The organism is Modestobacter sp. SYSU DS0290 (genome assembly GCF_054050955.1).
In genome coordinates this window covers 21,620-34,856 of record NZ_JBJHAI010000026.1, presented here as the reverse complement: position 1 = coordinate 34,856, position 13,237 = coordinate 21,620, and the positions used below count along the sequence as shown (strand labels likewise).

The 13,237-nt window shown below is 75.6% G+C and carries 15 protein-coding genes; 10 read left to right on the top strand and 5 right to left on the bottom strand.

Annotated elements, in window-relative coordinates:
* The first annotated feature begins 2 nt into the window (after positions 1–2).
* The 4 genes from ACI795_RS17560 to ACI795_RS17545 all read left to right on the top strand — a co-directional run bounded on the left by ACI795_RS17560 (position 3) and on the right by ACI795_RS17545 (position 5,353).
* A complete protein-coding gene (locus ACI795_RS17560; RefSeq protein ID WP_457076859.1) occupies positions 3–1,490 on the top strand; it encodes a complex I subunit 4 family protein in 1,488 nt (495 codons plus the stop codon).
* A gap of 13 nt (positions 1,491–1,503) precedes the next feature.
* Positions 1,504–2,955 (top strand): NADH-quinone oxidoreductase subunit N, encoded by a 1,452-nt coding sequence (locus tag ACI795_RS17555; RefSeq protein ID WP_457076857.1) that lies wholly within the window; start codon positions 1,504–1,506, stop codon positions 2,953–2,955.
* Positions 2,956–3,023: 68 nt separating this feature from the next.
* On the top strand, positions 3,024–3,638 hold the full coding sequence (locus ACI795_RS17550; protein ID WP_457076856.1) for a TetR/AcrR family transcriptional regulator: 615 nt from the start codon (positions 3,024–3,026) through the stop codon (positions 3,636–3,638).
* A 17-nt stretch (positions 3,639–3,655) separates the two neighbouring features.
* The gene (locus ACI795_RS17545) at positions 3,656–5,353 is read left to right on the top strand and encodes an MDR family MFS transporter (protein WP_457076855.1); all 1,698 of its coding nucleotides are present in this window, start codon (positions 3,656–3,658) and stop codon (positions 5,351–5,353) included.
* Here ACI795_RS17545 and ACI795_RS17540 read toward each other — a convergent pair.
* From ACI795_RS17540 to ACI795_RS17530, 3 genes are read right to left on the bottom strand one after another with little or no spacing between them, the layout of a single operon-like run.
* Positions 5,329–5,463 carry a hypothetical protein gene (locus ACI795_RS17540; RefSeq protein ID WP_457076853.1) on the bottom strand — a complete coding sequence of 45 codons (135 nt, stop codon included), beginning with the start codon at positions 5,461–5,463 and terminating at the stop codon, positions 5,329–5,331. The two genes, ACI795_RS17545 and ACI795_RS17540, sit on opposite strands and share 25 nt — an antisense overlap.
* Positions 5,460–5,750 carry an STAS domain-containing protein gene (locus ACI795_RS17535; protein ID WP_457076852.1) on the bottom strand — a complete coding sequence of 97 codons (291 nt, stop codon included), beginning with the start codon at positions 5,748–5,750 and terminating at the stop codon, positions 5,460–5,462. The genes ACI795_RS17540 and ACI795_RS17535 overlap by 4 nt, the downstream gene beginning before the upstream one ends.
* Positions 5,747–6,163 (bottom strand): STAS domain-containing protein, encoded by a 417-nt coding sequence (locus tag ACI795_RS17530; RefSeq protein WP_457076851.1) that lies wholly within the window; start codon positions 6,161–6,163, stop codon positions 5,747–5,749. The genes ACI795_RS17535 and ACI795_RS17530 overlap by 4 nt, the downstream gene beginning before the upstream one ends.
* A 142-nt stretch (positions 6,164–6,305) precedes the next feature.
* Here ACI795_RS17530 and ACI795_RS17525 point away from each other — a divergent pair, with 142 nt between their 5' ends.
* The 3 genes from ACI795_RS17525 to ACI795_RS17515 are packed head-to-tail and all read left to right on the top strand — an operon-like array spanning position 6,306 to position 9,062.
* Positions 6,306–7,034 carry a response regulator gene (locus ACI795_RS17525; protein WP_457076850.1) on the top strand — a complete coding sequence of 243 codons (729 nt, stop codon included), beginning with the start codon at positions 6,306–6,308 and terminating at the stop codon, positions 7,032–7,034.
* A gap of 13 nt (positions 7,035–7,047) precedes the next feature.
* Positions 7,048–8,445: a sensor histidine kinase gene (locus tag ACI795_RS17520; protein WP_457076849.1), complete on the top strand. Its 1,398-nt coding sequence runs from the start codon at positions 7,048–7,050 to the stop codon at positions 8,443–8,445.
* Positions 8,442–9,062 carry a GerMN domain-containing protein gene (locus tag ACI795_RS17515; RefSeq protein ID WP_457076848.1) on the top strand — a complete coding sequence of 207 codons (621 nt, stop codon included), beginning with the start codon at positions 8,442–8,444 and terminating at the stop codon, positions 9,060–9,062. Before ACI795_RS17520 ends, ACI795_RS17515 begins: the two co-directional genes overlap by 4 nt.
* Here the strand turns inward: ACI795_RS17515 and ACI795_RS17510 are convergent.
* Positions 9,043–9,318 carry a hypothetical protein gene (locus ACI795_RS17510; RefSeq protein ID WP_457076847.1) on the bottom strand — a complete coding sequence of 92 codons (276 nt, stop codon included), beginning with the start codon at positions 9,316–9,318 and terminating at the stop codon, positions 9,043–9,045. The genes ACI795_RS17515 and ACI795_RS17510 overlap by 20 nt on opposite strands.
* A 164-nt stretch (positions 9,319–9,482) precedes the next feature.
* Between ACI795_RS17510 and ACI795_RS17505 the strand changes: the two genes are divergently transcribed.
* Entirely contained in the window at positions 9,483–9,890 is a 408-nt protein-coding gene (locus ACI795_RS17505; RefSeq protein ID WP_457076846.1) for a four-helix bundle copper-binding protein, read from the top strand.
* A gap of 28 nt (positions 9,891–9,918) precedes the next feature.
* On the top strand, positions 9,919–10,908 hold the full coding sequence (locus tag ACI795_RS17500; RefSeq protein WP_457076845.1) for a PfkB family carbohydrate kinase: 990 nt from the start codon (positions 9,919–9,921) through the stop codon (positions 10,906–10,908).
* A gap of 15 nt (positions 10,909–10,923) precedes the next feature.
* Here the strand turns inward: ACI795_RS17500 and ACI795_RS17495 are convergent, their stop codons facing one another.
* Positions 10,924–11,205 carry a hypothetical protein gene (locus ACI795_RS17495; RefSeq protein ID WP_457076844.1) on the bottom strand — a complete coding sequence of 94 codons (282 nt, stop codon included), beginning with the start codon at positions 11,203–11,205 and terminating at the stop codon, positions 10,924–10,926.
* Positions 11,206–11,389: 184 nt separating this feature from the next.
* Between ACI795_RS17495 and ACI795_RS17490 the strand changes: the two genes are divergently transcribed.
* Positions 11,390–13,129 (top strand): GAF domain-containing protein, encoded by a 1,740-nt coding sequence (locus tag ACI795_RS17490; RefSeq protein ID WP_457076843.1) that lies wholly within the window; start codon positions 11,390–11,392, stop codon positions 13,127–13,129.
* Positions 13,130–13,237: the final 108 nt, after the last annotated feature.

Sequence of the window (13,237 nt, the reverse complement as noted above, 5' to 3'; positions counted from 1 at the left end):
ACGTGCTCACCGTGATCGTGTTCCTGCCGCTGGTCGCTGCGGCGGCGCTCGCCCTGGTGCGGGTGTCCGACAGCACCGCACGCTGGGCCTGGGTGGCGGCGACCGCCGCCGACCTGGCCCTGGTGATCGCGTTGTGCGTCGGCTACGAGACACCGGCCGGCGGCGGCCTGGCACACGAGGTGCAGGTCCGGTGGATCCCCTCGGTCAACAGCAGCTACCACCTCGGCGTCGACGGGCTGTCGCTGCCGCTGGTGGCGCTGACCGCCGTCGTCTTCTGCGCCTGTGCGGTGTACTCGCTGCGCGAGGACCGGCGACCGCGGAAGCTGGCCGCGCTCTTCCTGGCCCTGCAGGCCACCTGCCTGGGTCTGTTCGTGGCCCAGGACCTGATCCTGTTCTTCCTCTTCTTCGACCTCTCGATCGTCGGGATGTACGCGGCGATCGCCGGCTGGGGCCACGGCCGGGACGCCGGCCGCTCGGCGCTGCAGTTCTTCCTCTACACGTTCCTCGGCAGCCTCGCGCTGCTGCTGGGCTTCATCGGGTTGTACCTGGCGGCCGACCCGCACACCTTCGACATCCCGGAGCTGGTGGCCGCCGCGCCGCTGGCCGACTCCCCCGTCGCCGCCGGGTTCGTGCTGGCCGCGCTGCTGGTCGGGCTGGCGATCAAGACGCCCACGATCCCCTTCCACACCTGGCTGCCGCCGGCGCACACCGACGCCTCGGCCATCGGGTCGGCGGTGCTGGCGGCGGTGCTGCTGAAGATGGGCACCTACGGGTTCGTCCGGATCGCGATGCCGGCGATGCCGGACGCCTGGCAGGGCGCGGCCTGGGTGGTGCTCGCCGTGGGCATCGCCTCGGTGCTCTACGGGGCGCTGGTCGCGCTGGCCCAGACCGACCTCAAGCGGATGATCGCCTACACCTCCATCAACCACATGGGGTACGTGCTCGTGGCGGTCGGCGCGGCCGGCCTGGTCGGCAGCGGGACGGCGGCCCGGGAGCTCGCGGTCACCGGCGCGGTGACCCAGATGGTCAGCCACGGGCTGCTCACCGGAGCGCTCTTCCTGCTCGCCGGGGTGCTGCACCAGCGCACCGGCAGCTACGCCATGGGCGAGTACGGCGGGCTGGCCCGGACCGCGCCGGTCCTCGCCGGCCTGTTCGCCGTCGCCGCGTTCGGCTCGCTGGGCATCCCGGCCTTCAGCGGGTTCGTCGCGGAGTTCCAGGTCTTCGCCGGCAGCATCGGGGCGACGGCGTGGGCGGCGATGGCGCTGCCGGGCATCCTGCTCACCGCCGCGCTGTTCCTGCGTGCCCTGCAGCAGGTCTTCACCGGGGAGACCCGCGGCCGGTCGGTCGGGTTCACCGACGTGCGGGCGGTGCAGGCGGCCCCGGTCGTCGGGCTGCTCGCGCTCTCCCTGGCCATCGGCGTCGTCCCCTGGCCGCTGCTGGACGTCATCGCCCCGGCCGCGTCCCTCGTCGTGGACCTGGTGAGCCGATGACCGGGGCCCCGCGGTGATCGCCCCGCAGGTGATCGACATGGACCCGCTGGCCCTGCTGCCGGAGATCTGCCTGCTCGCCGGCGCAGTCGCCACCCTGCTGGCCGGCTCGTTCCTGCCCCAGCAGCGGCAGTGGGAAGCCCGGCTGGTCGCGGCCGCCGCCCTGCTCGCCGCCGGCGTGGCCGCGGCGCTCGCCCTGGGCGACCCGGCACGGACGGTGTTCGGCGCCTTCGTCCTCGACACCCCGACCGGCATCGCCCGGTTGGTCGTCATCACCTCGACCCTGCTGGTGATCGGCCTGGGGGTCGAGGAGCTCGCCGGGCAGGTGCGCGAGAGCGAGACCTACGCGCTGCTGCTGCTCGGGTCGCTCGGCGCGGTGGTGCTCGCGGCCACCGACGACCTGCTGGTGCTGGCGGTCGGGTTCCTCCTGTCCAGCATCCCGCTGTACGCGCTCGTCGGGCTGGGCCGCACCGCCCGGGCCGCCGAGGCCGCGCTGAAGACCTACCTGCTCGGCGCGCTGTCCGGCATCCTGCTGCTGCTGGGCTGCAGCGTGCTGTTCGGCGTGGCCGGGAGCACCGCCTACGCGGGCCTGGCCGACGGGCTGGCCGGCGCCCCCGCGGCCGCGGTCGCCGTCGGGGCGGTCGGCGTGCTGGGCGGCCTGCTCTTCAAGGCCGGCGGGGTGCCGCTGCACTTCTGGGTGCCCGACGCGACGCAGGGCGCGGGCACCGCGGCGGCGGCCTTCCTCACCACCGTGCCGAAGGTCGGGGCCCTGGTGGCGACGGCGCGGCTCGTCGACGTGCTGCCCGGCTCGCTGCCCTGGCCGCTGCTGATCGGGGTGCTCGCCGCGGTCACCATGACGCTGGGCAACCTCGCCGCGCTCGGGCAGACCGACGCCCGCCGGCTGCTGGGCTGGTCGACGGTGAGCCAGGTCGGGTACCTGCTCATGCCGGTGGCCGTCCTCGACGCCACCGACGCCGCGGTGCCGGCGCTGCTGACCTACCTCATCGGCTACGCGGTCTCCAACCTCACCGCGTTCGCGGTGCTCGCCGGCGACCCGCGGACGACGGCGCTCACCGACTCCCGGGGCCTGGCGCGGCGGCGCCCGGGGCAGGCCGCCGCGCTGGTGATCGCGCTGCTCAGCCTGGTCGGCACCCCGCCCACGGCGGTCTTCCTCGGCAAGCTGACCGTCTTCACCGCCACGTGGGACGGCGGCCTGGCCTGGCTGGTGGTCGTCGCCGCGGTGAACACCGTGGTCAGCCTGGCCTACTACCTGCGGTGGCTGGTGCCCGCGCTGTCCCGGGACGACGGGCAGGCGGACGCCGGGCGCGACGAACGGGGCGACGTGCCGGAGCCGCCCGACCGCCCGTGGGCGCGGGGCGCCGCGGCCGCCGGCGCGGTCGGGGTCCTCGCCGTGGGGCTCGCCGCCGGGCTGGTGACCGCGCTCGCCGGGGCCGGCACGCCGGGCTGAGGGCCACCGGCGAACCCGAACGGGTGGCATGCCCCCCGTTGCTTGCACGCCGTGCAACAATGCACGTCGTGCAAGGATCTCCCGGGCTGCGCGAGGCGAAGAAGACGGCCACCCGCCGCCAGCTCCGCGCCGCCGCCACCGCCCTCGCCCTCGAGCACGGCCTCGACGGCGTCACCGTCGAGCAGGTCTGCGCCGCCGCCGGGGTCTCCCTGCGCACCTTCTTCAACTACTTCGAGTCCAAGGAGGCGGCGCTCCTCGGCGAGGACCCGTCCTCCGGCAGCCCGGAGGCGCGGGCCGCCTTCCTGGCCGGCGGCCCGACCGGTGACCTGCTGAGCGACCTGCTCCTGCTGCTGGACCCGACCGAGCTGGTCGAGCAGGAAGGTCGGGAGGGCCTGCTGCAGGCGATGCAGCTCGCCCAGGCCGAGCCCCGGCTGCTGGCCGGCCACATCGCCCGGGAGATCGCGCACGAGGCGGAGATCGCCGCGCTCGTCGCCGCCCGTCGGGGTCTGCCCGAGCCCGACCTCGGCTGCACCGCGCTGGCCACCACCGCCCAGGCGCTGCTCCGCCTGGCCGGCCGCAGCTGGATCGACGCCGACGACGGCTCGCCCCTGCACAGCCACATCGACCGGACCCGGGCCGCCTACGTCGCCGCGCTCGCGCCCCGCCCGCCCGTCACGCCCTGACCCTCCCGAGGAGACCCGTGTCCACCGCGACCCCCGCGCCCGCCGGCGCCCCGCCGATCGTCCTGACCCGACGGCGGATCAACCTCATCTTCTCGGCGCTCGTCGCCGGCATGCTGGTCTCCAGCCTGGACCAGACGATCATCTCCACCGCGATGCCGACGATCGTGGGCGACCTGGGCGGCGTCTCCCAGATGGCCTGGGTGACCACCGCCTACCTGCTGGCGAGCACCCTGGTCATGCCGGTCTACGGCAAGTTCGGCGACCTGTTCGGCCGGCGCACCCTGTTCCTGGTCGCGCTGGGCCTGTTCACCGTGGCCAGCGTCGGCGCCGCCCTCTCCCCCAGCTTCGGCGCGTTCGTCCTCTGGCGCGGGGTCCAGGGCCTCGGCGGCGGCGGGATGATGATCCTGTCCCAGGCGATCATCGCCGACATCGTCCCGGCGCGGGAGCGCGGCAAGTACATGGGGCCGCTCGGTGCGGTCTTCGGCCTCTCGGCGGTGGCCGGGCCGCTGGTCGGCGGGTTCTTCACCGACCACCCCAGCCTGGGCTGGCAGTGGTGCTTCTGGATCAACGTGCCGATCTGCGTGGCCGCACTCGTCGTCGCCTGGTTCGCCCTCGCCCTGCCGCGCAAGCGGAACACCGAACCGGTCGACGTGCTCGGCGTGATCACCCTGTCCTCGGCGACCGCGTCGCTGATCTTCTTCACCGACCTCGGCGGCAGCGACGGATGGACCGACCCGCGGACCCTCGGGCTGATGGCGCTGTTCGCCGTCTCCGCGGTCGCGTTCGTCCGCGTCGAGCTGCGCGCGGCCCAGCCGATCATCCCGATGTCACTGTTCCGCAACCGCAGCTTCGTGGTGGCCACCGCGCTGGGCGCCGCCGTGGGGCTCGGGATGTTCTCCGCGGTGGCCTTCGTGCCGACCTTCCTGCAGATGGCCTCGGGCACCTCGGCGGCCAACTCCGGCCTGCTGATGCTGCCGATGATGGGCGGCCTGTTCATCACCGCGATCGGGTCGGGCATCGCGACCACCCGGACCGGCCGGTACAAGGTCTTCCCGGTGGCCGGGGTGGCCACCGTCGCCGCGGCCATGGCGTGGATGACCACGCTCAGCGGGCAGACACCGGTGTGGGTGGTCGGCACCCAGCTGTTCGTCATGGGGCTGGGGCTCGGCCTGATCATGCAGATCGTGGTGCTGGTCGCGCAGAACGCCGTCTCGGCGCGCGACATCGGCTCGGCGACGGCGACCAACAACTACTTCCGCGAGGTCGGCGCAACCCTCGGTGTGGCGGTGTTCGGCACCATCTTCACCAGCCGGCTGGCCGACAACCTGGGTGTCGCGCTGACCGCCAACGCCGAGGAGGCCGCGGCGGCGGGGATCGTCTCCCCGGACACGCTCGTCCCCGCGGCGGTCCAGGCCGCCGGTGAGCCGCTGCGCGAGGCGATCGTCGCCGCCTACGCCGACTCGCTGGCCCCGGTGTTCGGCTACCTGCTGCCCGCATTCGGCATCGCCCTGGTGCTGGCGCTGCTGATCAAGGAGATCCCGCTGTCCGACGTCGCCGGGATGGTGGCCCGGGGCGAGGCGGTCACCGACGAGCGCGACCTGCCCGCACCGGCCGGCGGCACCGGGCACACCCCGTCAGCGGACGGTGGCCCGGACGTGGTGGTCACCGGCTCCGCGCCCGAGCAGGACGCTCAGACGCCGGCAGCCCACTCGTAGCGGCAGTCGCGGCAGCGCAGCCGCGACCACCAGGCCGGGTCGTCGCCGGGGTCGCTGACCTCCTCCGGGTCGTGCGCCCCGCACCCGGGGCAGCTCCGCCGGGCGCTCACCGCGCGCCCACCCCGGCAGGCGGGTGCAGCAGCACCAGCTCCCGCCCGGTGGCCGACATCGCGTCCTGCAGCGAACGGAGGGCGTGCAGGCCGTCGTCGTCGACGTCCTGCACCCCCGCCAGATCCAGGGTCACCCGCCGGTGCCCGCGGCCCTGCAGGACCAGGACGGCGCCGTGCATCAGGTCGGCGCCCTGCACGCTGAGCCGCCCACCGGCGCGGATCGCACCGGCCTGGGCGTCGACGAACTCCAGGTAGGCCGCCCCCGGCTCGTGCACGGACCCGGTCACGCAGCCACCCGGGGCCGCCGCGGTTCGACCTGCAGCACGTGCTGCAGCCCGGTGCGGCGCAGCACGTCCTGGGTGCGTCGGTCCGCACCGCGCAGCACGACGGCACCCCCGCGGGCGCGGCAGATGCGGTGCGCCCACAGGAAGCTGGCCAGCGCCGGGCTGGCCAGGTGCGGCACCTCGGTGAGGTCGACGACGATCCGCCGCGCGCCGCCGAGCAGCGCCTGGTGCAGCAGCCACCGCACGTCGGCCAGCCCGTCGCACACGTCCGCCTCGCAGAGGTGCACCAGCCGCTCGTCGCCCACGGCCTCGTCCGGTCGCCCCGAGTCCGGTCGCCCCGAGTCCGGTCGCCCCGAGTCCGGTCGCCCCGAGTCCGGTCGCGCAGTGGTCTCGCGGGCTGCGGTGCTGGTGGTCATCCGGTCCTCCTCGGGCCGCCGCGGGGCTCGGTGCGGTCAGTGGTCAGCGTGCCCGCGGGGGGTGACGATCGACCCATCCGTTCGTTTGCGATCCGATGACGACCACCCCGCGGCGACGTCGCTCACCGGCGGCGATGGCAGCATGTCCCCCGTGCCGCCGCGTCTCCTCGTCGTCGAGGACGACGACCACATCCGCACTGCGCTCCGCTGGGCACTCGAGGACGAGGGCTACCTGGTCGAGGAGGCGGTCGACGGGGAGGACGCGGTTCGCCGCGTCGCCGCCGCCGTCCCCGACCTGATGCTGGTCGACCTGATGCTCGGTGCGATGGACGGCTTCGCCGTGATCCGCGAGGTCCGGCGGGAGCACGACCTCCCGATCATCGTCGTCAGCGCCCGGGCCGACACCCACGACATCGTCGCCGCGCTGGAGGCCGGTGCGGACGACTACGTGACCAAGCCCTTCCAGCTCAAGGAGGTCACCGCCCGGTTGCGCGCGCTGCGCCGGCGGGTGTCCAGCGGTGCCCCGCGACCGGGTACGGCGGAGCAGCCCACGCCGGAGGCGGTGCTGGACTCCCACGCCGACGCGCCGCTGGTGCTGCGCCAGGAGGCCGGCACCGTGCACCGCGGCGAGGAGCAGCTGGCCCTCACGCTGACCGAGTTCCGGCTGCTCTGCGAGCTGGCGTCGGTGCCCGGCCGGGTGCTCAGCCGCCAGGACCTGCTCAGCCGGGTCTGGGAGCACGGGTTCTTCGGCGACGAGCGGATCGTCGACGTGCACGTGCGGCGGCTGCGCACCAAGATCGAGCTGGACCCGGGCAACCCGCAGGTCGTGGTCACCGTGCGCGGGCTGGGGTACCGGCTGGACGTGCAGTGAGTCTGGGCATGCAGTGAGATGGACCCAGCGTCCACGGGGGCTGCGCGCCCGGATCGTGCTGGGATTCGCCGCGGGCACGCTGCTGGTCTCCGCGGTCCTGGTGGTCACCACCTTCGTGCTGGCCCGCAACTACCTGCTCGACCAGCGGGAGCGCTCCGCCGTCCGGCAGGCGTTCTCCGACGCGAGCCTGCTCCGCAGCCGGCTGTCCACCGCCGGCACCGAGGTGGGTGACGTGCTCGGCGACCTGGTGCCCTCCGGAGGCGCGGACGTCGTCGTGCGCAGCGGTGGCTCCTGGTACTCCTCCAGCCTGGAGGTCGGCGCGCGCGACGTGCCGCCGGCGCTGCAGGAGCAGGTGGCCAGCGGTGAGCCGGCGACCGCACGCACCGACTCGCGGGTCGGGCCGCGGGTGGTGGTCGGCACCCGGCTGCCCGGCACCGACGTGGAGTTCTACGAGCTGTCGGCGCTGACCGAGCTGGAGCTCTCGCTGCGCACCCTGGGAGCGGTGCTCGCCGCCGGCGCGGGCGCGGCCACCCTCGCCGGCGCGGCGTTCGGCAGCTGGGCCAGCCGCCGCGCGGTGCAGCCGCTGGAGCAGGTGGCCGGCGCGGCCACCGCGATCGCCGGCGGCGACCTGGCCACCCGGCTGCCGCCCACCGACGACCCCGACCTGGTGGCGATCGTGGGCAGTTTCAACAGCATGGTCGACGCGCTGTCGGCCCGGATCGAGCGGGACGCCCGCTTCGTGGGCGACGTCAGCCACGAGTTGCGCAGCCCGCTGACCAGCCTGGTGACCACCGTGGAGGTGCTGGCCGGCCGACGCGACGACCTCACCCCGCGGGGGCGTGAGGCGCTGACGCTGGTGCAGTCCGAGCTGGACCGCTTCCGCCGCACCCTCGACGACCTGCTGGAGCTGGCCAAGCTGGACAACGCACGCGACGCCCCCGACGCCGACGCGTCACCCGGGGCGGCCCCGCCGGTCGTGAGCGTCGCGGCCCTGGTGCGGGAGGTGCTCGAGCGCACCGGTCACCCGGTCGACCTGCTGACCGCCGACGACGACCCCAGCACCACCGTCCTGGCGCGCAAGCTCCCGCTGGAGCGGGCGGTGCGGAACCTGGTGGAGAACGCCGACCGGCACGCCGGCGGGCTCAGCGCGGTGCAGGTGCAGCGCCTCGGGGACTCCGTCGTGCTGCACGTCGACGACGCCGGCCCGGGCGTGGCCACCGAGGACCGGGAGCGGGTGTTCGAGCGGTTCGCCCGCGGGCCCCGCGCCGCCCGCGGGTCGTTGCCCGGCGCCGGGCTGGGCCTGGCGATCGTCGCGGAGACCGCCAGCCACCTCGGGGGCGCCGCCTGGTGCGCGCCCAGCCCCGCCGGCGGAGCCCGCTTCAGCATCGCACTGCCGGCGGCGGCGTCGTGAGGGCGCCGCGTCATCTCGCCGCCCTGGCCTGCACCGCGATCGCCCTCACGGTGCCGCTAGCGCTGGCCTCCTGCGGCGTGCCCACCGGTGGGCCGCCGGAGGCGATCCCCACCTCCCAGGTGCCCTCGGCCCTCGCCTCCCCCAGCACCGCGCCGTCGTCGGCCGTGCCGGCGCGGCCGAGTGCCGGCCAGCCACAGGTGTACCTGGTCGACGCCACGGACGTGCTGGTCCCCCGGCCGCGCGCGGTCCCCCCGGGCGGGACCGCCGGTCGACTGGCCGACCTGCTCGGCGACCTCACCGAGGGCCCGACCCGCGCCGAGCGGGACGACCAGCTGTCGACCGCCCTGCCGCCGGGCACCGAGCTGGAGCTGGCCGACCTCTCCGGCACGACGGCGACCGTCTCGTTCGAGGACGACGTCGACGCGCCGTCGGGCCGGGACAGCCGGCGCACGGTCGCGCAGATCGTGCTGACCGCGACCAGCCTGCCCGGGGTGGAGCAGGTGCTGCTGAGCCGGAACGGTCTCCCGGTCGAGGCGCCGCTGCCGTCGGGCGAGCTGACCTCGGCGCCGCTGCGGGCGGAGGACTACGCCCCGCTGCTCACCGCTCCACCATCGTGAGCGGCCGCTCCGCGGAGGGCGCGTCGACCTCCAGCACCGGAGCTGCCCGGGGCAGGCCGCGCTGCTCCCGGTGCGCGTAGAGGACGTCGCGCGGCGGCAGCACGTGCGCCTCGGGGCACTGCAGGGTGCCCACCTCGCCGACGTAGACCGGCGCCGGCCGCTCGGCAACGGCGAAGCGCCCGGCCTGCTCGACGAGCCGGCTGTCGCATCGGGGGCAGTGCAGGTTGTGCACGCTCTGTACCCAGACGGAGACCATGCGTCCACCCTGAGCGGTGAGACGGCGTCCGGGAAGCCCTGCGTCGCGCATGTGGCGTTCCGTCACCCGATCGCAAAGGTGCATCCCCTGGTGGGCGGGGTAGCGCAGCCGGGACCGCGTGGCCGGCGCCGTCGGCCGCACCGTTCGGACACCAGGAGGACCGCATGACCGTCGCCGCGCAGATGCTGGACACCTACCCCAAGGACCTCGGCGGGATCGACCGGGAGAAGCTGCTGGCGTGCATCGAGGCCTGCTTCGAGTGCGCCCAGGCCTGCACCGCCTGCGCCGACGCCTGCCTCAGCGAGGACATGGTCGCCGAGCTGACCACCTGCATCCGCACCAACGCCGACTGCGCCGACGTCTGCGACACCACCGGCCGGGTGCTGTCCCGGCACACCGGCTACGACGCCAACCTGACCCGCGCGGTGCTGGAGGCCTGCGCCGCCGCCTGCCGGGCCTGCGGCGACGAGTGCAGCCGGCACGCCGAGATGCACGAGCACTGCCGGGTCTGCGCCGAGGCCTGCCGCCGGTGCGAGCAGGCCTGCCGCGACCTGATCGCCTCGCTCGGCTGACCGCGCCGCGCGCCGCTACGGTGTGGCGGTGATCACCGTCTGCGGGGAGCTGGTCGTCGACCTGATCCCGGCCGCACCGGCCGCCGGGGACACCGCCGCGCCGGGCACCCGGCCCGACTCCCCTCCCCCGCCGCAGTACACCGCCTTCCCCGGCGGCAACGCGCTGAACGTGGCGGTGGCCGCGGCCCGGCTGGGCGCCCCGACGCACCTGATGGCGCGGGTCGGCGCCGGGCCGTTCGGGGAGCTGCTGCGCGGCCACGCCGCGCGCAACGGCGTGGCCACCGACGCGCTGCTCCCCGCCGGCGACCCGGTCAGCCTCGCGGTGGTCGCGCTGGCCGAGGACGGGTCGGGCAGCTACTCCTTCCACACCCGGGGCGCAGCCGACTGGCAGTGGACCGCCGAGGAGCTGGACCGGGTCTGGCCGGCCGGCACCCGGATCGTGCACGTCGGGTCGATCTCCAGCTGGACGCCACCGGGGTCCGAGGCGATCGCCGGGCTGGTCGCCCGGGTCCGCGCGGAGGGGACGGCGCTGGTCAGCTTCGACCCCAACGTCCGGCCCACGCTCACCGACGACGCCGAGGCCGTCCGCGCGCGGGTCACCCGCCTGCGGCGCACCGCGGACGTCGTCAAGGTCAGCGCCGAGGACCTGGCGTGGCTGGAGCCCGGCGCCGACCTGGACGAGGCCGCCACCCGCTGGGCGGCCGAGGGGCCGGCGCTCGTGCTGGTCACCGACGGCGGCCGGCCGTTGCGCGCCGCCCGGCCCGGCGGGCCACTGCTGCGCCGGGAGGTGCCGGCGGTGCGGGTGGTCGACACCGTGGGCGCGGGCGACAGCCTCGCCGCCGGGCTGTTCGCCGGGCTGGTGCGCACCGGCGTGCTCGACCGGCCGACGCTGCTCGGCCTCCCCGACGCCGACCTCGTCGCGCTGCTGGACGACGCGGCGCTGGTCGCCGCGCTCGCCTGCACCCGGCCGGGCGCGGACCCGCCGACGCTCGCCGAGCTCGAGGCCGCCCGCGGCTGAGGCCGCCGGCGGCGGTCAGCCCATTTCCCGCCCACCGACCACGAGACGGTCCACCCGCAGCTCGCCGAACTCCGCCCGGCGGACGGTGAGCCGGCCGATGCGCAGCAGCCCGATCGCCAGTGCCCCCACCGCGAGGCCCCCGGCAGCGAACGAGCCGACGGCGAGCGCACCGACCGCCCAGCTGCCCACCGCGAGGCCCCCGGTCGCCGTCGCCCCGGACGCCACCCGGCGGACGGCGACGTCCCCGACCACCACGTCCCCGACCTCCCGGGCCCGGCACTCCGCATTCCGGTCCATCCCGAACTCCCTCCTGGAACCGCGGTCGCGGCTGCCCGTCCGAGGATGCCGCCGATCCGCGCACCCGGGAAGCGCCCGTCCCACGGGCCGCCGCGCCGAGGGTCCCGGGTCCGCGGCTCCGCCGCGTCCGGGAACGGGCACCCCGGGCTCCCCGCACCGCAGGAGCAGTGCCAATCTGGGCGCGATGAGCAGCCGCGCGCCCCGCACCGACGCCACCGAGCCCGCGCCTGCGGCGCCCTCGCCGCTGGCCGGCATGCGCCTGACCGAGCTGCTCGGTGAGGTGCAGGAGCGGCTGGCCGCCGTCGCCCGCTCGCAGGAGCGGGTCCAGGACCTGCTCGACGCCTTCCTCAGCGTCTCCAGCGGCCTGGACCTGGACGCGACCCTCCGGCAGATCGTGGAGGCGGCCACCGGGCTCGTCGACGCCCGCTACGGGGCGCTGGGGGTGCTGCGCCCCAGCGGTGGGCTCGGCGCGTTCATCACCGTCGGCATCGACGAGGAGCTGGCGGCCCGGATGGGCCACCTGCCCGAGGGCAAGGGCGTGCTCGGTCAGCTGATCACCGCCCCGCGCCCGCTCCGCATCACCGACCTGAGCACCCACCCGGCCTCGGTCGGCATGCCGGCGCACCACCCGCCGATGCGCAGCTTCCTCGGCGTCCCGGTGCTCGTCCGCGGCGAGGTGTTCGGCAACCTCTACATGACCGAGAAGCGTGGCGGCGCCTTCACCGCCGAGGACGAGGCGGTGCTCACCGCGCTCGCCGGCGCGGCCGGCATCGCGATCGACAACGCGCGGCTCTACGCCGAGGGCGAGGTCCGCCGTCGCTGGCTGACCGCCGTGGCCGACGTCCGCGCCGCCCTGCTGGGTGGCCTCTCGCCCGAGGCCGCCTTCCAGCTGGTGGTCGACCGGGTCGCCGAGCTCACCGACGCCGACGGCGCCTGGCTGGTCCGCGCCACCGACGGCGCCGACCGTTTCGAGGTGCAGGCCCAGCGCGGCGAGGACCTCCACGGCCTCGCCGGCAGCACCGTGGGGCTGGCCGACAGCCCCGTCCTGGCGGCGGTCGCGGAGGCCGACGGCGTGGTCACCCTGGACGTGTCGGGGCTGGATGCCGCCGGGCCCGGCACGCAGCCGTCCTGGGGGCCGGTGATCGCCGTCCCGCTGCGGGGCGCCGACAGCCAGACCGCGGTGGTGATCGCCTGCCGCCGCGGCGGGCGCGACCCCTTCGACCCGACGCTGGGCCCGCTGATCAGCTCCTTCGCCGACCAGGTCGCGCTGGCGCTGGACATGGCCGTGCGCCAGCAGGTGGCCCGTCAGCTCGACGTCTACGAGGACCGCGACCGGATCGCCCGGGACCTGCACGACCACGTGATCCAGCGGCTGTTCGCCGCCGGGCTGAGCCTGCAGGCGGCGACCGGCCGGGTCCGCGACCCCGCCGTGCAGCAGCGCCTGCGCGGGGTGATCGACCAGCTGGACGAGACGGTCCGCGACATCCGCACCACCATCTTCGACCTGCACACCACCGACGGCGCCGACCACGCCGACAGCCTGCGGCGGCGCGTGCTGGACGTCGTCACCGAGGGCACCGGCGACGGGCTGCACCCGACGGTGCGGATGTCCGGCGCGGTCGACAACCTGGTCACCGGTGAACTGGCGGTCGACGTCGAGGCCGTGGTCCGGGAGGGCGTGAGCAACGCGGCCCGGCACTCCGGCGCGCGGCACGTGACGGTGACGCTCGACGTCGCCGACGAGGTGGTGCTCGAGGTGGTCGACGACGGGCGCGGCATCGGCGCCACCGTGGCGCGCAGCGGTCTGCGCAACATGCAGGAGCGGGCCCGCCGGTGGGGTGGGCACAGCGACGTGGTGGCGCTGCCGGAGGGCGGCACCCGGCTGCGCTGGTGCGCACCCCTGCCGGTCCCCGGCCGCGGCTGACCCACCGCGCGGCAGCCGCCGGCCGGGCAGGACCCCCGCCGGGTCGGGACCTAGGACCCGGGTGCCGCACGGCCCGACGGGGCACAGTGGAACGGCAGACGATCGTGC